At 69.6% G+C, this 18,092-nt stretch carries 17 protein-coding genes; 11 read left to right on the forward strand and 6 right to left on the reverse strand.

The features are described from left to right. Positions 1 to 288 precede the first annotated feature (288 nt). From NBG84_RS39045 to NBG84_RS39060, 4 genes are all read left to right on the forward strand, one after another. Positions 289 to 1,227, forward strand: a complete 939-nt coding sequence (locus NBG84_RS39045) for an ROK family protein (protein ID WP_250924484.1) — start codon at positions 289 to 291, stop codon at positions 1,225 to 1,227. Then, a complete protein-coding gene (gene nagA, locus NBG84_RS39050; RefSeq protein WP_250924485.1) occupies positions 1,227 to 2,420 on the forward strand; it encodes an N-acetylglucosamine-6-phosphate deacetylase in 1,194 nt (397 codons plus the stop codon). The genes NBG84_RS39045 and nagA overlap by 1 nt, the downstream gene beginning before the upstream one ends. Positions 2,421 to 2,604: 184 nt before the next feature. After that, positions 2,605 to 3,531: a 1-phosphofructokinase family hexose kinase gene (locus tag NBG84_RS39055; protein WP_250924486.1), complete on the forward strand. Its 927-nt coding sequence runs from the start codon at positions 2,605 to 2,607 to the stop codon at positions 3,529 to 3,531. A gap of 123 nt (positions 3,532 to 3,654) precedes the next feature. Next, on the forward strand, positions 3,655 to 4,512 hold the full coding sequence (locus tag NBG84_RS39060) for a class II fructose-bisphosphate aldolase (RefSeq protein ID WP_250924487.1): 858 nt from the start codon (positions 3,655 to 3,657) through the stop codon (positions 4,510 to 4,512). Between the two features lie 166 nt (positions 4,513 to 4,678). Here the strand turns inward: NBG84_RS39060 and NBG84_RS39065 are convergent, their stop codons facing one another. After that, complete coding sequence (locus NBG84_RS39065) at positions 4,679 to 5,665, reverse strand: carbohydrate-binding protein (RefSeq protein WP_250924488.1); 987 nt, start codon at positions 5,663 to 5,665, stop codon at positions 4,679 to 4,681. A gap of 170 nt (positions 5,666 to 5,835) precedes the next feature. After that, positions 5,836 to 7,470: a diguanylate cyclase CdgB gene (cdgB, locus tag NBG84_RS39070; protein ID WP_250924489.1), complete on the reverse strand. Its 1,635-nt coding sequence runs from the start codon at positions 7,468 to 7,470 to the stop codon at positions 5,836 to 5,838. 555 nt (positions 7,471 to 8,025) lie between these two features. Between cdgB and NBG84_RS39075 the strand changes: the two genes are divergently transcribed. Next, a complete protein-coding gene (locus NBG84_RS39075) occupies positions 8,026 to 8,499 on the forward strand; it encodes a flavin reductase family protein (RefSeq protein WP_250924581.1) in 474 nt (157 codons plus the stop codon). Between the two features lie 248 nt (positions 8,500 to 8,747). Here NBG84_RS39075 and arfB read toward each other — a convergent pair whose 3' ends face one another. After that, positions 8,748 to 9,176 (reverse strand): alternative ribosome rescue aminoacyl-tRNA hydrolase ArfB, encoded by a 429-nt coding sequence (arfB, locus tag NBG84_RS39080; RefSeq protein ID WP_250924490.1) that lies wholly within the window; start codon positions 9,174 to 9,176, stop codon positions 8,748 to 8,750. Positions 9,177 to 9,402: 226 nt separating this feature from the next. On the opposite strand from arfB, the gene NBG84_RS39085 reads away from it, so the two are divergent. Next, a complete protein-coding gene (locus NBG84_RS39085; protein WP_250924491.1) occupies positions 9,403 to 9,978 on the forward strand; it encodes a TerD family protein in 576 nt (191 codons plus the stop codon). Positions 9,979 to 10,175: 197 nt separating this feature from the next. Here NBG84_RS39085 and NBG84_RS39090 read toward each other — a convergent pair whose 3' ends face one another. Together NBG84_RS39090 and NBG84_RS39095 are read right to left on the reverse strand one after the other, a co-directional pair. Beyond that, positions 10,176 to 11,573 (reverse strand): M1 family metallopeptidase, encoded by a 1,398-nt coding sequence (locus NBG84_RS39090; RefSeq protein WP_250924492.1) that lies wholly within the window; start codon positions 11,571 to 11,573, stop codon positions 10,176 to 10,178. 46 nt (positions 11,574 to 11,619) lie between these two features. Continuing rightward, positions 11,620 to 12,177, reverse strand: coding sequence for a GlcG/HbpS family heme-binding protein (locus NBG84_RS39095; protein WP_425608787.1), 558 nt, complete (start codon positions 12,175 to 12,177; stop codon positions 11,620 to 11,622). Between the two features lie 222 nt (positions 12,178 to 12,399). Between NBG84_RS39095 and NBG84_RS39100 the strand changes: the two genes are divergently transcribed. The 5 genes from NBG84_RS39100 to NBG84_RS39120 all read left to right on the forward strand — a co-directional run bounded on the left by NBG84_RS39100 (position 12,400) and on the right by NBG84_RS39120 (position 17,452). Beyond that, entirely contained in the window at positions 12,400 to 13,665 is a 1,266-nt protein-coding gene (locus NBG84_RS39100; RefSeq protein ID WP_250924494.1) for a sensor histidine kinase, read from the forward strand. Beyond that, positions 13,662 to 14,285 (forward strand): response regulator, encoded by a 624-nt coding sequence (locus NBG84_RS39105; RefSeq protein ID WP_250924495.1) that lies wholly within the window; start codon positions 13,662 to 13,664, stop codon positions 14,283 to 14,285. Before NBG84_RS39100 ends, NBG84_RS39105 begins: the two co-directional genes overlap by 4 nt. 223 nt (positions 14,286 to 14,508) lie before the next feature. Further along, a complete protein-coding gene (locus NBG84_RS39110) occupies positions 14,509 to 15,006 on the forward strand; it encodes a hypothetical protein (RefSeq protein WP_250924496.1) in 498 nt (165 codons plus the stop codon). Between the two features lie 200 nt (positions 15,007 to 15,206). Beyond that, complete coding sequence (locus NBG84_RS39115) at positions 15,207 to 16,376, forward strand: NAD(P)-binding protein (RefSeq protein ID WP_250924497.1); 1,170 nt, start codon at positions 15,207 to 15,209, stop codon at positions 16,374 to 16,376. A gap of 95 nt (positions 16,377 to 16,471) precedes the next feature. Beyond that, a complete protein-coding gene (locus NBG84_RS39120; RefSeq protein ID WP_250924498.1) occupies positions 16,472 to 17,452 on the forward strand; it encodes a zinc-binding dehydrogenase in 981 nt (326 codons plus the stop codon). A 147-nt stretch (positions 17,453 to 17,599) separates the two neighbouring features. Here the strand turns inward: NBG84_RS39120 and NBG84_RS39125 are convergent, their stop codons facing one another. Next, a complete protein-coding gene (locus NBG84_RS39125; protein ID WP_250924499.1) occupies positions 17,600 to 18,076 on the reverse strand; it encodes a GNAT family N-acetyltransferase in 477 nt (158 codons plus the stop codon). Positions 18,077 to 18,092: the final 16 nt, after the last annotated feature.

Consider the following 18,092-nt stretch of genomic DNA (forward strand, 5'->3'; position numbering starts at 1 on the left):
TCTGGGTTCCTCTCATAAAACCCATCTGACCTGCTATCACCACCCCCCGCATCCCGGGGGAACCTCACCCGGGCCAAGGCCCCAGAGACACGCCCCCCTCAAAATGTGAGAACCAAAACAAGCCCAGCCAACCTCGTCCTCACATCAGCCCCACCCACAACAGGCGCAACCGATCAGGCAAAATACCCCAAACCTCTATCAAACCTTACCGTTCGGTTTTGTACGGGCCCGCAACAATCACACGTAGTGGACTAGACCTTTCGGGGCCTCTCGCGCCAGACTGTCCACGTGAGACACGTCATCGCCCTCGATGTGGGCGGCACCGGCATGAAGGCCGCCCTCGTCGGGGTGGACGGGACCCTCCTCTACGAGGCCCGCCGCCGCACGGGGCGGGACCGTGGGCCCGATGCCGTCGTCCAGTCCATCCTCGACTTCGCCGACGACCTCCGCGCCTACGGCAAGGAGCAGCTGGACTATCCCGCACTCGCCGCCGGTGTCGCCGTCCCCGGGATCGTCGACTCCGAGCGAGGCATCGCCACCTACGCGGCCAACCTCGGCTGGACGAACGTCCCCCTGCGCTCGCTCCTCAGCGACCGGCTGGCAGGGATCCCCGTCGCCCTCGGCCACGATGTCCGCACCGGCGGTCTCGCCGAAGGACGTATCGGCGCTGGGCGAGGCGCCGACCGCTTTCTGTTCGTACCCCTCGGGACCGGCATCGCCGGCGCCATCGGCATCGCGGGTTCCATCGAGGCCGGCGCCCATGGGTACGCGGGCGAGATCGGCCATGTGGTGGTGCGCCCCGATGGGCCCCTGTGCGGCTGCGGTCAGCGCGGCTGTCTGGAGACCCTCGCCTCCGCAGCCGCCGTCACCCGTGCCTGGGCCAAGGCCAGCGGCGACCCCACCGCGGATGCCGCGGACTGCGCCAAGGCGGTGGAGTCCGGTGACCCCAGGGCGATCGCCGTCTGGCAGGACGCGGTGGACGCCCTCGCTGCCGGGCTCGTCACCGCGATCACTCTGCTGGACCCGCGCACCCTGATCATCGGTGGCGGGCTGGCCGAGGCCAGGGAAACCTTGTTCACACCCCTGCGGGCTGCGGTTGAGAAGCGGGTGACGTTCCAGAAACTGCCCTCGATCGTCCCGGCAGCCCTGGGAGACAACGCTGGATGCCTGGGCGCGGGGCTGCTCGCCTGGGATCTGATCGCCACCGACTCGGAGGTAACCGCCTAATGGCCGCACGCGCCGCACTTGCCGATAGCGCCGCACGCGTCGCACACGGGGCATCCGGCGACAGCACGATCCTCACCGGAGCCCGGGTCGTGCTACCCACCGGCACTGTCGAGAACGGGCAGGTGATCATCGAGGGCACAAAGATCGCCAGCGCCGCCCCCGACAGCGCCCCCAGCCGTGATCTGACCGGTCACTGGATCGTCCCCGGCTTCGTCGATATCCATAACCACGGAGGCGGCGGAGGCTCGTTCACCGGCGGCAGCGCCGAGGATGTGTTGCAGGGCGTACGGACACACCGGGAGCACGGGACGACCACACTGGTGGCCTCCCTGGTGACCGCCGAGATCGACTACCTCGTCCAGCGCGCCAGCGCCCTCTCCGAACTGGTCCAGCAGGGCGACCTGGCGGGTATTCACTTCGAGGGCCCCTTCATCTCCCCGTGCCGCAAGGGCGCACACAGCGAGGAGCTGCTGCGCCACCCCGACCCGGCCGAGGTCCGCAAGCTTGTCGACGCCGCCCGCGGCACGGCGAAGATGGTGACGCTGGCCGCCGAGCTACCCGGCGGTATCGACTCCGTACGGCTGCTCGCAGAGCACGGGGTCATTGCGGCGATCGGACACACCGACGCCAGCTATGAGCAGACCGTCGAGGCCATCAACGCCGGCGCGACGGTGGCCACGCACCTGTTCAACGCGATGCCCCCACTCGGCCACCGCTCCCCCGGTCCGATCGTCGCGCTGCTGGAGGACGAGCGGATCACCGTCGAGCTGATCAACGACGGCACGCATCTGCACCCCGCCGCCCTCGAACTGGCCTTCCATCGGGCGGGTGCCTCCCGGGTCGCCTTCATCACCGATGCCATGGACGCGGCGGGCTTCGGTGACGGCCGCTACCAGCTCGGCCCGCTGGCCGTCGATGTCATCGACGGGGTGGCCCGGCTCACCGAGGGCGGTTCGATCGCGGGCTCGACGCTCACCCTGGACACCGCGTTCAGACGAGCGGCCACCGTGGACCGACTGCCGGTCGGCGACATCGTCCAGGCGATCTCCGTGAACCCGGCGAAGCTCCTGGGCGCCTATGACCGGATCGGTTCGCTGGAGCCGGGCAAGGACGCCGACCTGGTGGTCCTGGATGAGGAGTTCCACCTCAAGGGCGTTATGCGACAGGGCACCTGGGTGATCGAACCGAAGTAGGTTTTATCCAGTATTGGCTGCACATCGTGGCCATGTCGGCGAGGCGGTCGGTCCGGGGTCTGGGCCGACCGCCTTCCGTTTGGCATGATCAGTACCGGTGATCAGTACCGGCGCTGGTCACCCGTACTGATCGGAACCAGAGATCAGAACCGGCCAGTGGTTCAGTGCAGCAGGGGGTGTCGCGGTGATCCTCACGGTCACGCTCAACACCGCCCTCGATATCACCTACCGGGTCGATGCCCTGATCCCGCACGGCAGCCATCGCGTCCACGAGGTCGTCGAGCGCCCTGGCGGCAAGGGTGTGAACGTGGCCCGGGTGCTCTCCGCTCTCGGCCAGGAGTGCATCGTCACCGGCTTCGCGGGCGGCGCGGTCGGAGCCGTGGTGCGCCAACTACTCGCCCCACTGACCGTGCAGGACGCACTCGTCCCGATCGCGGGGTCCACCCGCCGCACCATCGCGGTCGTCGACGGGGCGAGCGGTGACACCACCCAACTCAATGAGCCCGGTCCCACCATCACCGCCGAGGAGTGGGCCTCCTTCCTCCGTGCGTACGGAGTACTGCTGCACCATGCCAACGCCGTGGCTCTCTGCGGCAGCCTGCCGCAGGGAGTCCATGTCGGCGCCTACGCCGAACTGATCCGCAGGGCCCACGCCGCTCAGGTGCCGGTCCTCCTCGACACCAGCGGCGAACCGCTGCGACGGGGTATCGCCGCCCGCCCTGACCTGGTCAAACCGAACCTCGATGAACTCGCCCAGCTCACCGGATCCCGTGAGCCCCTGCGCGCCACCCGCGAGGCACGCCGTCGTGGGGCGCACACGGTCGTCACCTCGCTGGGCGCCGCTGGGTTGTTGGCCGCCACCGGACAGGGCGTCTGGCACGCGTCCCCACCCGCACCGGTGAAGGGCAATCCGACCGGCGCCGGCGACTCCGTGGTCGCCGCGCTGCTCGCCGGGCTGGTGGAAGGCGTGGCCTGGCCGGAACGGCTGGCTCACGCGGTGGCCCTCTCGGCGGCGACCGTACTGGCCCCGACGGCCGGGGAGTTCGACCGTACGGGGTACGAGACGTTGCTGCCCCTGGTCACGGTGACCGAGCAGGAGGCAACGGCATGAGTGGTGGATCGCCGTTTCGGCTTCTCCAGCCCCCGGTGGCCACTCCAGCACCGCGCACCACCGCACCATCGGGGCGCGCCCGCACGCACCACGGGCCCAACGCCCGGGAAATGGGACAGCACCATGCCACTCGTCAGCACCGGTGAACTCGTCTCGGCCGCCGCGGCCGATGGCCGGGGCGTAGCCGCCTTCAACGTCATCACGCTGGAGCACGCGGAGGCCATCGCGGCGGGCGCCGAGAGCGCGGGGGCGCCCGCGATCCTCCAGATCTCCGAGAACGCGGTGCGGTTCCACGGCGGGAGGCTCTCCGCGATAGCCGCGGCGACCGCCGCCACCGCCCGTACGTCGACCGCCCGGCTCGCCCTCCACCTCGACCATGTGGTCTCCCCCGACCTGCTGCGCGCGGCGGACGGCGAGGGCTTCAGCTCGGTGATGTTCGACGCGTCAAAGCTGTCCTACGAGAAGAACGTCGAGGCCACGGCGGACGCGGTCCGCTGGGGCCGTGAACGGGGCATCTGGGTCGAGGCGGAGTTGGGCAGGGTCGGTGGCAAGGAGGGCGAGAGCCCGCTCGACGCACATGCTCCGGGGGTGCGTACGGACCCGGCGGAGGCGGCGGCCTATGTGGCGGCGACCGGGGTGGACGCGCTGGCGGTCGCGGTCGGCTCGTCCCATGCGATGACCGAGCGCACGGCGACCTTGGACCATCCCCTGATCACCCGACTGCGAACCGCGGTCCCGGTCCCCTTGGTGCTCCATGGCTCATCCGGCGTCCCGGACGACGAGATCCGCGCGGCCGTCGCGGCCGGAATGGTGAAGATCAATGTCGGTACGGCGCTCAACACGGCCTTTACGGCCGCGGTCCGCGGCTATCTGACGGCGAACCCTCACACGGTGGACCCACGGAAGTACCTGGGGCCGGGGCGGGAGGCGATGGCGGGGACGGTGGAAGCTTTTCTGACGCTCATGCGCGCGGCCGAATAGCAGCCCCTAGCCCAGCGCCCCGATGCGTTCACACTGACGCGGGCATTACGTGGCAACGGTGGACGGAAGCTCCCTCAAGAGCGGCCGCACCGCCCGGGCGCATTTCTGGTCTCCACCAGGTAAAGCCCTGTTACGCCGGGCGCGACAGGGCTCTACCTCCGACCGGTCACGAACTTGAGCGCTTCTCGCCGGCTTCCAGCCGGACCTGGTCGAGCACGGCTTCGCACTGGTTGCCCTGCTCACAGGAGATCTTGAGGTCGTTCTTGCCCTGCTTGAGCTGGATCCAGACGAAGGTGCGCGTCCAGCCCTTCTCCCAGTCACCGGCGGCGGCCTTCGCGAAGTTCGACATATTGATCTTGCGAGGGGTGCCGCCGTTGATGGTCAGCGACGTTTCGGCGTCCTTGCCCGGCACACCGTAGGTGATGAACATCGTGTACGGGCCATCGGCGGGTACGTCCACCGACCAGCTTGCCGAGCCCCCGACGCCGTTGAACTTCACATAGGCGCCGTCCGCGCCCTTGGCGCCCTTGATGACCGTGTCCAGTTGGGCCGGAGCACCCAGCTTGAGCGTCGCCGCGTCCTGCTTCGGCAGACCCGCCGGCTTCTCTTCCTTGGACTCGGGCTCGCTGGACCGGGTCGACTCCGTCTGGCTCGGCGCGGTGCTGGGCTTGACCTCGCCACCGGCTTTGTCGTCCTTGTCGTCGGGGCTGATCAGGGCGGCGGCGATACCGGCGACGACGACCGCGAGCACCACGAGCGCGCCGATCAGCAGCCCCTTGGTGTTGGGTCCCCGACCGCTTCCGCGACCGCCGGTGGGCTGCTGCTGAGCGGACCGGGGCGTCACGCCGCCGGGGTAGGTCTCAGGCGCCGCGTACTGGGCGGTGGGATGGCCGTATCCCTGCTGGGGGTGACCCTGCTGCTGGGGGAACTGCTGGCCGTGGCCCTGGGTGTGGCTGACCTGGCGGTCACCGACGGCGCGTACGTGGTTGTAGGAGGTGCGGGGCACACCAGGCTGTGGAGCGGGACCGGGATAGCCATAGCCGCGGCCCCGGCCCGAGGGCGCTGTGGCGCCCGCTGCCTGTCCGTCCTCGTACAGATAGCCGAAAGGATCGTCGTCCTCGGGCGTATTCGCGCCGTTGTTCCCGGCCGTCATGCCTGGTACCTCCTCACCCTCGTCAGCCCTACGCCGACCCCGGCGAGCCTACCCGGTTTGGATTAACCGGACGGATGGCCTTGACCTCGATCGGTTACTCGTCACAAGACCAGGACAGAACCACTACACAAGAAGGGAACAGGCCGAGCTGGTGTTCTCGGGCCCTGCGCTCAGCCCGCACGCCGGTGCACCTTGGACCGGGAACGCTTCTCTATGTACATCCGCTGGTCGGCGGATTGGAGCACCTCGTCGACCGTCATTCCGCAGCTCGCCCAGCTGATGCCGAAGCTCGCCCCGACCCGCACTCCGCGTCCCCCGACCCGTATCGGCAGGATGATGGCGTTGCGGAGCCGTACGGCGAGATCGGCGGCGTCGGCGGAACCGAGGCCGTCGGCGAGGACCACGAATTCATCGCCGCCCAGGCGGGCCACCGTGTCGCCCTCCCGCACCCCCGTGGTGAGCCGACGGGCGACCTCGACGAGTACCGCGTCGCCGGTCTGGTGCCCGTACCGGTCGTTGATCGACTTGAAGCCGTCCAGGTCGCAGAAGAGGACCGCGAGCCCCTTCGTGCCGTCGTCGACCTCTTCATCGGGGGCGATCAGATGTACGTGGTGGTCAAAGGCCGCGCCCGCCGGGCCGAAGTCGAAGCCGTCGCGGAACAGCCCCCCGGTCTCCTGGTCGTACCCCGCGCCGACGGTCTCCAGCTCCTGGTCGCGGGAGGCCGACCGTTCGCACAGCTTGGCGCTCAACCGGGTGCGTAGCTCGGCGCTGTTGGGGAGACCGGTGAGGGCGTCGTGCGAGGCCCGGTGCGCCAGTTGGAGCTCATGGCGCTTGCGATCCTCTATGTCCTCGATGTGGGTCAGCAGGAAGCGGGGGCCGTCCGCGGTGTCCGCGACCACGGAGTTTCGCAGGGAGACCCATACATAGGTGCCGTCGCGCCGGCCGAGTCGAAGCTCTGCCCTGCCCCCCTCGGCGGAGGTACGCAGCAGGGTTCCGACGTCGTCCTGGTGCACCAGGTCGGCGAAGGAGTAGCGCCGCATCGCGGAGGCGGGCCGCCCGAGCAGTCGGCACAGGGCGTCGTTGGTGCGGAGCAGCCGGCCGTGCTGGTCGCCACCCATCTCGGCGATCGCCATGCCGCTGGGGGCGTACTCGAACGCCTGCCGGAAGGACTCCTCGCTCGCCCTCAGCGCCTGCTGTTCGCGCTCCAGCCGAACCAGCGCGCGCTGCATATTTGCTCTGAGGCGAGCATTGCTGATCGCAATTGCGGCCTGGGAGGCGTACATCTGGAGGGCTTCCTGTCCCCAGGAGCCGGGACGACGGCCGTTACGCGGCCGATCGACGGAGATGACGCCCAAGAGCTCGCGGCCGCCGCCTGATGCGTACATGGGGGCGTAGAGGCGGTCCTGGGGGTGCCACTCGCCCTCGAAGCGGGGGTCCGGTCCCTCGGTGTGCCACTGCGGGACATCGTCCTCGATGAGCACCCAGCCCTCGGTGTGGGGTATGAACCGCAGTTCGCCCCACGCCTCCCCCATGGACAGCCGGCGTTCCCAGGAGGGGCGGGAACCGACCCTGCCGGTGATCAGAGCCTCCGCGGCGGCACTACCTGCGAAGGCGGCGACGACCAGGTCTCCGTCCGCGCGGACGAGGTTGACGCAGGCGAGCTCGTAACCGAGGCCTGCCACAATGCCGTCGGCAACGGTCTGAAGCGTGTCAGCAAGGCTGCGGGCGGTGTTGAGGTCCGCGACCACCTTGTGCAGCTGCCGCAGGGTAGCAAGACGGACGTACGGCTCCGACTCGGTCTCCATGCTCGCTCTCCCCGAGACCTCGACAGCAAACTCCAGAAACTCCAGGTTTATCTTCGGCCTTCTTGTTGCGGTTTCCCGGCCACTGAATCACAGCGAGCTCTTCACCCGGTACACAGGGTCAACAAATACCGCCCTCTGTGACTCAAGTCACATCATCAGATGGAGGGCGGGTCTGGCCGAATGTATGTGCGTTTGGTCTCTACCAGTGTTCTACGAACGCAAATCCGCTCGTTTCCGCCGTACGGGCGCACTCCTCACAAGAGCCTCCCAGAGTCGGTCCATGGAAGGGTAATGCGCCTCCACGACATGTTCGCGACATATTTGGGATCGGGGGCATACCGGGGTCCTAGGACTTTCGCCGGTCCTCAGGGCCGATGCGCCGACCGGGTGGGCGCGGTTAGCGTTACATGTGTGCTGCATACGACTTCGCCCTCGTTGACCGCTAGCCCCTCGGGTCTCTCAGGCCCCTTGCATCCACCGAGTCCCGCCCACCCGGACTCGGCTGCGCTCATCCCCCATGCTGAGGGGGTGAGCAATGAGGAGTTCCGCGCTGCGATGTCCCAGTTGGCCGCTGGTGTGGTCCTGGTGACCGCGCACGACAGCGACGACGGCCCGCACGGCGAGGACGTCGGCATGACGGCGACCGCCTTCCTCTCGGTGTCGCTCGACCCCCCGCTGGTGATGGTCAGCCTCCGCAACGGCTCGCGCATGGACGATCTACTGGCGGAACAGCCCCTGTGGGGGGTGTCCGTTCTGTCGGAGAGCCAACGTCATATCGCCGGGCGATTCGCGATGAAGGGGCGGATCAGCGATCGGCTGCTGTTCGAGGACATCCCCTATACCCGGGGGAAGGTGAGCGGCGCCCTGCTGGTGCGTGGAGCGCTGGCGACACTGGAATGCCGTACGGAGAACCGGGTGGTCGCGGGTGACCACACCCTGGTGATCGGGCGGGTGCTGGAGGTGGAGCTCCCGAGCCCGTCGGGTGGACCACTGATGTACTTCCGGGGCCGCTACCGCCAGTTGGGCTGAGCGGGCTCACCCGGCGAAACCCCGCTGACGGAACCCGCTGACGGAACCCGCTGCTGAAACCCGCTGACGGAACCTGCTGACGGACAACGGCGTCCGTCCCACCCCGAGCGTCCCCGCTCGTGGACACGGCAAGTCCATCGGTCATGGCGAAGAGACCACCGATCACGACGAGACGACCGGTCACGGCATCGAGGCTGCGAGCGGATCCCGCCATCCGAGCGGTTGAGAGCTCGTAGTACGCGGTGGGTTCAGTGCCAGTCCCGGCCCGAGCGACCGCGTTTGACGTCCGCGCGCTGCTTCTTCTCCCGTAGCCGCTTCTCGTTGAGACCCCGCGGGACCCGTGCGGTGCGCCGGGGCTTCGGGGGCGGCGCTGTCGCGTCCGCGAGCAGCGAGGCGAGGCGGACGGCTGCCATCTCCCGGTTGCGCCACTGGGAGCGGTGCTCGGATGAGCGAACGGCGACCACACCGCCGACCAGCCGCCCGGCCAACCGCTCCAGCGCGCGTTCCTTCCACACCTGCGGCAGGGCTTCCGTCTTGGCGAGGTCGAAACGCAGCTCGACTTGTGAGTCGGTGGTGTTCACATGTTGGCCGCCAGGCCCTGACGATCTGGAGAAACGCCAGATCAGCTCGGCCTCCGGCAGGGAGACCGAACCACGGATGACATAGGGCCCGGACATGCCCCCATGGTCCCGCGACGGTGGTGTCCACGTCACCCCGTTTTCCGAGCGTGTCGTACCTCTCGCAGAGCGTCGGGCCGAAACCGGACCCGGGGCGCGTGGCGCGAACCCGGCGAAGAACCTGCATCCACATGGAACCTGGTAGTCCCCTGACTGCGTTATGACGGGTACCGGTAGTTTCGTACGAGAAGAAGCCGGCAGACTCGAATACGAAGGGGACTTCCCAATGGCAGTTAGCCTGACCAAGGGCGGCAACGTCTCGCTCACCAAGGAGGCACCGGGCCTGACCGCCGTTACGGTCGGCCTCGGCTGGGACGTCCGCACCACGACCGGCACCGACTTTGACCTCGACGCCTCCGCGATCGGCGTGAACCCCGCGGGCAAGGTCGCGTCGGACAACCACTTCATCTTCTTCAACAACCGGGCCACGCCCGACCAGACCATCGTCCACACCGGTGACAACCGCACCGGCGAGGGCGGCGGCGACGACGAGCAGATCAATGTGAACCTCGCGGGCCTGCCCGTCGACGTCGACAAGATCGTCTTCCCGGTCTCGATCTACGACGCCGTCACCCGCTCGCAGAACTTCGGCCAGGTGCGCAACGCCTACATCCGCATCCTCAACCAGGCCGGTGGCGCCGAGATCGCCCGCTATGACCTGAGCGAGGACGCGGCGGTCGAGACCGCCATGGTCTTCGGCGAGCTGTACCGCAACGGCGCCGAGTGGAAGTTCCGCGCGGTGGGCCAGGGTTACGCCGCCGGGCTTGAGGGCATCGCCCGCGACTTCGGTGTGAACCTCTAGTCGTCGTGCATCGCTAGTCGTTCGAAGCGCTGTGCCCCGGCCGGGAAGGATCCGGCCGGGGCACGGTGCTTCCGGGCCACACCCCGCACAACCCCGAACCCGCCCGCTACTCCTGTCGCCTGGTGCGCATCCCACCTCGTCCCCGCGCCACACAGCTGGGGACGACGAGCCCGCCCACAACCCCCAGAGCGACCCCGTCAGGGCCGAGCCGGGCGGTCGTCCCCGTACAGCCAGACGCGCCAGAGGTCATCGAGCTTGCGGCCCGCCGACTTCTCGGCGTACGTGGTGAAGTCCGCGGTCGACGCGTTGCCGTGACGGTGTTTCGCGGGCCAGCCCTTCAGGATCGCGGTGAAGGTCCGCTCGCCGACCGCCTGGCGGAGTTTGTGGAGGACCATCGCCCCTCGCCCGTACACCGGGGCGCTGGAGATGCGGGCGGATGAGGGGAGGTCGGCGGGTGGGAAGTCCCAGTTGGCCGACTCCTCGAAGGCCTCCTCAAAGCTCTGTTGCGCCGGTACCCCGTCGAAGTCCTCCACCCAGAGCCACTCGGCGTAGGTGGCGAACCCCTCGTTCAGCCATATGTCCCGCCAGCTGGCCGGGGTGACGGAGTTGCCGTACCAGTGGTGGGCGATCTCATGGACGAGGATGTCGAGCTGGAAGTACTCGGCGGGGAAGACCGGGCGGTTCTGGGTCTCCAGGGCGTAGCCGACCTCGCCGTCGGGGACGACGATCGCGCCGATGGAGGAGTAGGGGTACGGGCCGAACTTCTCCGTTGACCAGCGCATGATCTCCGGGATGCGGGCGAGCAGCTCCGCGCTGTCGTCGGCTACCGAGGGGGCCGCCGCCGTGAAGACGGGCAGGCCCGCTGGTGTGTGCGAGGCGTCGGTCTCATAGGCGCCGATGGCCAGCGTCGCGAGGTAGCTCGCCATCGGCCGGCCCGACTTCCAGACGAAGGTGGTGCGGCCGGCGCGGGTGGTCTCGCTGGTCAGCTCTCCGTTGGAGATGGCGTCCAGGCCGCTGGGGACGGTGGCGGCGATCTCGTAGGTGGCCTTGTCGCTCGGGTGGTGGTTGCCGGGGAACCAGGCCATGGACCCGGCGGGTTCACCGACGGCCAGTGCGCCGTCTTCGGTGCGCAGCCAGCCCTCCTGTGAGCCATCGGGGTCGGTGATGGTCTTCGGGGTGCCGAAGTAGCGGACGACGGTACGGAAGGTCTTGCCGCGGGTGAGGTCCCGGCGCGGGCGCACGGTCAGTTCGTCGCCGCTCTGGTGGGCGGTGGAGGGTGCGCCGTCGACGCTGACCCGGTCGACGGTCAGCCCATGCAGATCGAGGTTGAAGGCGCTGAGGTCCTGGCTGGCGCGTGCGGTGATCTCGGCGAGGCCGCTGAGCCGTCCGGTGCTCGGCTCATAGCCCAGGGTGAGGGCGTAGTGCTGGACGTCGTAGCCGCCGTTGCCGAGCCGTGGGAAGAGGGGGTCCCGTACGCCGACCCCGCCCGGGGCGCCCTGGACACCCCGCGGTCCTGACCCGCCGCCGCTGCATCCCAGGAGGAGGGTGAGGGCGATGACGGGCGCGAGGACGCGCGGGGGTGTCGGCAGGCGCACGCGGTGATCCTAGTGAGGGCCGGGTGCCAGGGGCCGGCAAGCGCGCTCAGCGGGTCAGTGCGGCGACGCCCGCACGGGCGAACTCCTCGTCCTGTGCGCCGCTCGGAGCGCCCGCCACCCCGATGCCGGCGATCGGTGCGCCCTTGACCTGGACCGGAGCTCCGCCGCCGAGGAAGAGGGTGCCCGGGATGTCCTTCAGGTTCGGCGTGGACCCGAGGCGCTTGACGAGCTCCGATGTGGGGGCGTTCCAGGAGACCGCGGTGAACGCCTTCTGCTCCGCCGACTCATACGACTGCGGTCCCGCGCCGTCGCCGCGCAGGGTGACGATCGTGTTGCCGTTGCGGTCGACCACGGCGACGGTGACGCGCTGGCCGGCCCGCTCGGCGGCGTCGAGGGTGGCCTGGGCCGCCCTGGACGCGGCGTCGACCGTGAGGTGGGTGGTCTGCTGGAGGTGACGGTTCGAGGTGTCGGCCTTGACCGCGGCGCGGGACTCGGCGGCGGGTGCGTCGGCGCTGGCGGAGACGGCCCCGAAGGTGCCCGCGCTGAGCGCTGCGGCGGCGACGGCACCGGTGAGGACGCGGGTGCGGAGCGATATCGACGACAGCTTCTTCATGGTTGTTGACTCCTGTGGGGCTGGGTTCCTGTGGTCCGTGGGTCCTGCTGTCTTCGATCTTGGGGTTCACCGGGCCTGGTGGGCGTCGGCGTACTGGCTCCTCGCCGCAGGCATGATGGTGGAGGGGCGGGTCAACCGATCAGCTGATGCGGCCGTGGCCCCACCGGGTCACGATGCAGAGAAGTGCCCCAGATCGATACGCAGGAGATGGCCATGTCCCCGATACCGCGGGCCGAAGCACCCCGCGACGGGCGGGGAGTAGAAACCCGTACCCGGGGGAACGGGACCTGGGGCGCGGCACCGGAGGGCGGCCACACACAGGACGGGGAGTGGGACACCCGGTGGCTGGAGCGGCTGATGAACATCGCGTTCATCGCCCTGCTCGCCGGATCGCTGCTGCGCTATCTGATCAAGCACCCCGACAGCCCCTGGCTGCCCTGGGTCATCGGGTTGAGCGCCGCCCTCGCCCTGCTTCAGCTCGTCGGTCACCGGCTGACCTCGCGGTATCGCCACGCGGATCTGGTGCGGCTCGGTCTGATCGTGGGCTGCTGGACGGTGATCGTGCTGCTGGCGCCCAGCTTCGCCTGGTGTGCGGTCCCGTTGATCTACACCGGTCTACGGTCCCTGCCGACCCGGGCCGCGGTCGCCATGGTGGCCGTCCTCTGCGCCCTGGTCATGATCGCGGAGTGGCGGCTGCGGGACGGGGTGGACCCCAATCTCTTTCTGGTGCCGCCCGCCGTCGCCGTGCTCGCCACCGCCGTCTTCATCCATATGCGCCGCCAGGCCGACCGACTCCAGGCGTTGATCGACGAGTCGGTCCGTACGCGTCGGGAGTTGGCCGCCACCGAACGGCGCGAGGGAACCCTCGCGGAACGCGAACGTCTCTCGATGGAGATCCACGACACCCTCGCCCAGAGCCTGTCCAGCCAGCAGATGCTGCTCCAGGCCGCGGACCGTACCTGGGTGAGCGATCCCGAGGCCGCGCGCGGCCATGTCCGTACCGCCGAGTCGATCGCGGAGCGCAGCCTCGCCGAGGCCAGACGCTTTGTCCATGATCTCGCCCCCGCCGATCTGGCGGCGGGTGGCGGGCTGGCCCAGGCGCTGCGGGCGCTCGCCGAGCGGGAGTCCTCGGACTCCCTACGGGTCCGTTTCCATCTGGAGGGCACCCCGGAGCGGCTGCCCGACCGGGTGCAGTCGGCGTTGCTGAGGATCGCTCAGGGTGCGTTGGCCAACGTTCGGGAACATGCGGGCGCGACGGCGGCGGCGCTGACCCTGAGCCATCTCGATGACCAGGTGGTACTGGACATCGCGGATGACGGCTCGGGGTTCGTCCCGGGTGGGGCGGTGCCGGGGGTGCGCGGGCATGGGTTGGCGGCGATGCGGGCCCGGGTGAGACAGCTCGGCGGCACTCTGACGATCGAGTCGACACCGGCCGAGGGCACGGTCGTGTCCGCGGCGATTCCTTGGGAGCGGACATGACCGCGGTACGGATTCTGCTCTGCGACGACCACGCGGTGGTACGTGCCGGACTGCTGGCGCTGCTGGGCAGTGAGCCGGACATCGAGGTGGTCGGCGAGGCGGGCAGCGGTGAGGAGGCCGTCGCCATGGCCGCGAAGCTGGAGCCCGATGTGGTGCTGATGGATCTCCAGCTCGGGGCCGGGATCGACGGGGTGGCGGCCACCCGCCGGATCGCCTCACCACGGGTGCACGTACTGGTGCTGACGACCTATGACACGGACGCGGACATCACCCGGGCGATCGAGGCGGGGGCGACGGGGTATCTGCTGAAGGCGGAGCGCCCGGAGGAACTGTTCGCGGCGATCCGCGCGGCGGCTGTGGGCCGTACGGCGTTGTCCGCGCCGGTGGCGAGCCGGGTCATGGACCGGATGCGGGGCACGGGCAGTCCCACACTCACCGAGCGGGAACGGGACATTCTCGGGCAGCTGGGGCGGGGGCTCGGGAACAGGGAGATCGCCAGGGCGCTGTTCATCAGCGAGGCGACGGTGAAGACGCATCTGGGCCGGATCTACGCCAAGCTCGGGGTGGACACCCGGGCCGGTGCGGTGGCGGTGGCGAAGGAGCAACGGCTCCTTCCGTGATGCCGCCGGCTCACCCCAGGGCCGCTGCGGGGCCGTCTGGGCGGCCGGTGGTGACCCGCCCGACGGTCGATGCGGGCCCGTCTTGCCATCGGATGGTGACCTGTCTGGTAGTCGACGCGGACACCCGCCCGGCGGTCGGTGCGACCCCGCCCCCGGGGGCTCACCCGGCGGGGGAGGCGCGGCCGCCGCCGATCCTCGCTCCGGGGCGTGACACCATCGGGCGGTGCTCGATATCGGCTACTCCCTCTCCCGGCGCTTCCCCGACCCCCCGCAGACCGACTACCGCCGCGCGGACACCCGGTCCCTGCGCCACGATCTGTTCTGCGGCGATGTCTATCTCGCCGACACCAAGGCCGACCGCGAGTTGTCCACCGCCTGGGGATGGGTTCCGGTGCTGGACTTCGCCTGGGCCCTGTGCGACATCGTCGAGCGCATCGACCGCGATCCGCGCGGCAATCGCGCCTCCGTTCCCCAGTACGCCGAGTTGGACTTCACCGAGTCCAGCGATGTCATGATCTTTGAACGGCGCTTTGGCTGGGTCGAGGTGGAAGCCGACTGGATGCCCGGTGATGAGCCACCGCTGACCTTCAGCCACCGCGATCTACGGCGGGAATCCCGCGACTTCCTCCAGGATCTGCTCGCCGACCTCTTCGACCTCCATGAGGGACTGGCCGACAACCCGGTGATCTGGGACCTCCAGTCCCGTTTTCCCCGTATGTGACGCTGCCGCGCTCCTCCCCGAGGCCTCGGACCGCGCTCCCACCTCATTGATGTCCGGGACCGGACCGCTGACGCCCCAGACCGCTGACGCCCTGCCGGCTCCGCGGCCCTGGCCCTGGCCGCGCGCCGATGTCACATAACCGGCCACCGCGATCGTCTTCTCTCCAAGAGCCCTGAGAGCTCATGGAAGGGATGTTCCCCATGCACCGCATCACCGTGATCGGCGGCGGCTTCGCCGGACTCACCGCGTCCATTGCCGCCGCCGAGTCGGGAGCCGACGTCCGGCTGTACGAGGCCCACCAGACCCTCGGCGGCCGGGCCCGCACCAGTGACGGCCCCTACCGTACGAACGACGGCCCGCACGCCCTCTACCGCCGCGGCCCGCACTGGGACTGGCTGAGGCGGCGCGATCTGATCGGTCCGCTGGCCGCGATTCCCCCGCGGGAGGGCGTACGGTTCCGGTTCCGCCGTGGTGGGGCGTTGCGCAAGGTGCCGCCGCTGGCCATGGTCCGACTCGCCTACGGGAACCGTGGGCGGGCACCGGTGGGTTGCGACTTCCTGAGCTGGGCGAGTGACCGGGTCGGTGTCGAGGGCGCCCGGGCGGCGGCCCGCTATACGGGGGTCGCGCTCTTTCACCATGATCCCGGCTCGCTGTCCGCGGCCTTCGTCCAGGAGCGGCTGAGGCGCGCCACCTCGCTTCCCCCGGAGGCCAGCTATCCGCGGGGTGGTTGGGGCCAGGTCATCGAGCGGATGGTCGACCGTGCCCGGCGGTTGGGCGTACGGATCGAGAGTGGCTCCCGGGTCGATGTGCTGCCGGAGCGGGAGGGTCCGGTGATCGTCGCCACCTCGCTCGACGCGGCGCGCGGGCTGCTGAAGGATGATTCACTGCGCTGGCCGAGCGGCCGTACGACCCTGATCGACCTGGTGTTGAGCGCCCATCGCGAGGACCCGTTCATCCTCTCCGACCTGGACGCCCCCGGTTGGCTGGAGCGCTTCACCGCACAGGACCCTTCCCTCGCCCCGGCCGGGTACTCGCTGATCCAGGGCCAGCTGCCGATCGCGCCGAAGGAGTCCAAGGCCGACGGGGTAACCCATGCCGAGGACCTGCTTGACCTGGGGTTTCCTCACTGGCGCGAGCGTACGGTCTGGCGGCGGGAGAGCCTGGCCCAGGGCCGCACCGGAGCGGTCGACGCGCCGGGGACCACCTGGCGGGACCGCCCGGCGATCGACCGCGGGGGCGGGGTGTATCTGGTGGGCGATCAGGTGGCGGCGCCGGGCGTGCTGTCGGAGGTGTCCTTCACCAGCGCCCTCTCGGCGGTTTCGCTGGTGTCCCAGCGGGCTCCGGGTCCAACGGGGTCCCAGATCCACTGAACCCGGGGCTTGACCTCAAGCGAACTTGAGGTTGGAAGCTGGACCCAGACCACGGACCCGGCGTTCGGAACAGTCACATCCCAGGGGAGCCCGCCTTGTATGCCATCCGCCTCCACGCCTTCGGCCCCGCCGAGAACCTCGTCCATGAGCACGCTGACGACCCGGTCCCAGGCCCGGGCCAGGTACGGATCGCCGTCGCCGCGGCGGGTGTCCACTACCTCGACACGGTCCTGCGGGGCGGGCTCGAAGGCCACCCGGCCGCACCCGCCGAGCTGCCGACCGTCCCCGGCCGTGAGGTCGCCGGGGTCGTCGACGCGCTCGGCGATGGCACCGACCCGGCCTGGCTCGGCAAGCGGGTCGTGGCGCATCTGGGCATGGTCCCCGGCGGCTATGCCGAACTCGCCGTCACCGACGCGGCCAGGCTCCATGAGATCCCGTCGAACCTCGACGCCGCCGAGGCGGTCGCGATGATCGGCACCGGCCGTACGACCCTGGGCATCCTCCTCTTCACCGAACTGGGCCCCGGCGATGTGGCGATCGTCCCGGCGGCGGCCGGTGGGATCGGCACGCTCCTGGTCCAGTACGCCAAGAACGCGGGGGCCACCGTGATCGCCCTCGCCGGTGGGCCGGCCAAGGCAGCCCTGGCGCTCGCCAACGGCGCCGATCTCGCCCTGGACTACCGAAGCCCCGGGTGGGTCGAGCAGGTGCGCGGCTATCTCGGCGACACCCGCGCCACCGTTGTCTTTGACTCGGTGGGTGGCGACACCGCCCGAGCGGCCGTCGATCTGCTGGGCAGGGGCGGCCGGCACATCGTGTTCGGCGGGTTCGGGGACGAGGTGACCTTCACCGACGAGGAGCTCGTCCAGCGGGGCATCACCTCGGAAGGCGTACTCGGCCCGGTGATGATCGAGAAGGCGGGCGGGGACCTTCGCTTCCTGGAGGAGCGCGCCCTCGCCGAGGCGGCGTCCGGTCGGCTGCGCCCCGCGGTCCAACGCTTCCCCCTCGCCGACGCGGCGGGCGCCCATCGCGCGCTGGAGACCCGGGGCACGGTCGGCAAGGTGGTCCTCATCCCCTGACCCGTACGGCCGCTGGCCCGCACGGACCCGGCATCTCGTCGATCGGCAGGCACACCGTCCCCGTGTTCTACGGGCGGGAGCACGGGCCGGCGCGTCGACGGGGTGCTGCGGTTTCTCCCCACCCCGGACACCCGCCCCGCACCGGCGCTAGGAAGCCGCGCCCAGCTCGCCGAGCGCCTCATCCGTCAGCCGGTACACCGTCCACTCATCCTGCGGCTTCGCCCCCAGCGACTCGTAGAACGCGATCGACGGGGTGTTCCAGTTCAACACCGACCACTCAAGACGCTGGTAGCCACGCGCCACACAGATCCGGGCCAACTCCGTCAGCAGCGCCTTGCCATGGCCTCCGCCACGGCGGTCGGGGCGGACGTAGAGGTCTTCCAGATAGATGCCGTGCACCCCGCGCCAGGTGGAGAAGTTCAGGAACCAGAGCGCGAATCCGACCGTCTCACCGTCGTCCGTCTCCGCGATATGCGCATACGCGGCAGGGCGCTCGCCGAACAGGGCCTCACGCAGCTGCTCCTCCGTCGCATGGACCTCGTCCAGGGCCTTCTCGTACTCGGCGAGTTCGCGGACCATGCGATGGATCTCGGGGATATCTGCGGGCGTAGCGTTACGAATCATAGGATTTAGCCTGCCT

Source organism: Streptomyces albipurpureus (assembly GCF_023701525.1).
Lineage (GTDB): Bacteria > Actinomycetota > Actinomycetes > Streptomycetales > Streptomycetaceae > Streptomyces > Streptomyces albipurpureus.

Excerpts from the sequence above, each read along its gene's own strand:
- NBG84_RS39115 (WP_250924497.1), top strand. The coding sequence starts at position 15,207 with ATGCACCGCATCACCGTGATCGGCGGCGGCTTCGCCGGACTCACCGCG.
- NBG84_RS39125 (WP_250924499.1), bottom strand. The coding sequence starts at position 18,076 with ATGATTCGTAACGCTACGCCCGCAGATATCCCCGAGATCCATCGCATG.
- NBG84_RS39075 (WP_250924581.1), top strand. The coding sequence starts at position 8,026 with ATGTCCCAGTTGGCCGCTGGTGTGGTCCTGGTGACCGCGCACGACAGC.
- NBG84_RS39060 (WP_250924487.1), top strand. The coding sequence starts at position 3,655 with ATGCCACTCGTCAGCACCGGTGAACTCGTCTCGGCCGCCGCGGCCGAT.
- NBG84_RS39105 (WP_250924495.1), top strand. The coding sequence starts at position 13,662 with ATGACCGCGGTACGGATTCTGCTCTGCGACGACCACGCGGTGGTACGT.
- NBG84_RS39065 (WP_250924488.1), bottom strand. The coding sequence starts at position 5,665 with ATGACGGCCGGGAACAACGGCGCGAATACGCCCGAGGACGACGATCCT.
- nagA (WP_250924485.1), top strand. The coding sequence starts at position 1,227 with ATGGCCGCACGCGCCGCACTTGCCGATAGCGCCGCACGCGTCGCACAC.
- cdgB (WP_250924489.1), bottom strand. The coding sequence starts at position 7,470 with ATGGAGACCGAGTCGGAGCCGTACGTCCGTCTTGCTACCCTGCGGCAG.
- NBG84_RS39085 (WP_250924491.1), top strand. The coding sequence starts at position 9,403 with ATGGCAGTTAGCCTGACCAAGGGCGGCAACGTCTCGCTCACCAAGGAG.
- arfB (WP_250924490.1), bottom strand. The coding sequence starts at position 9,176 with ATGTCCGGGCCCTATGTCATCCGTGGTTCGGTCTCCCTGCCGGAGGCC.
- NBG84_RS39100 (WP_250924494.1), top strand. The coding sequence starts at position 12,400 with ATGTCCCCGATACCGCGGGCCGAAGCACCCCGCGACGGGCGGGGAGTA.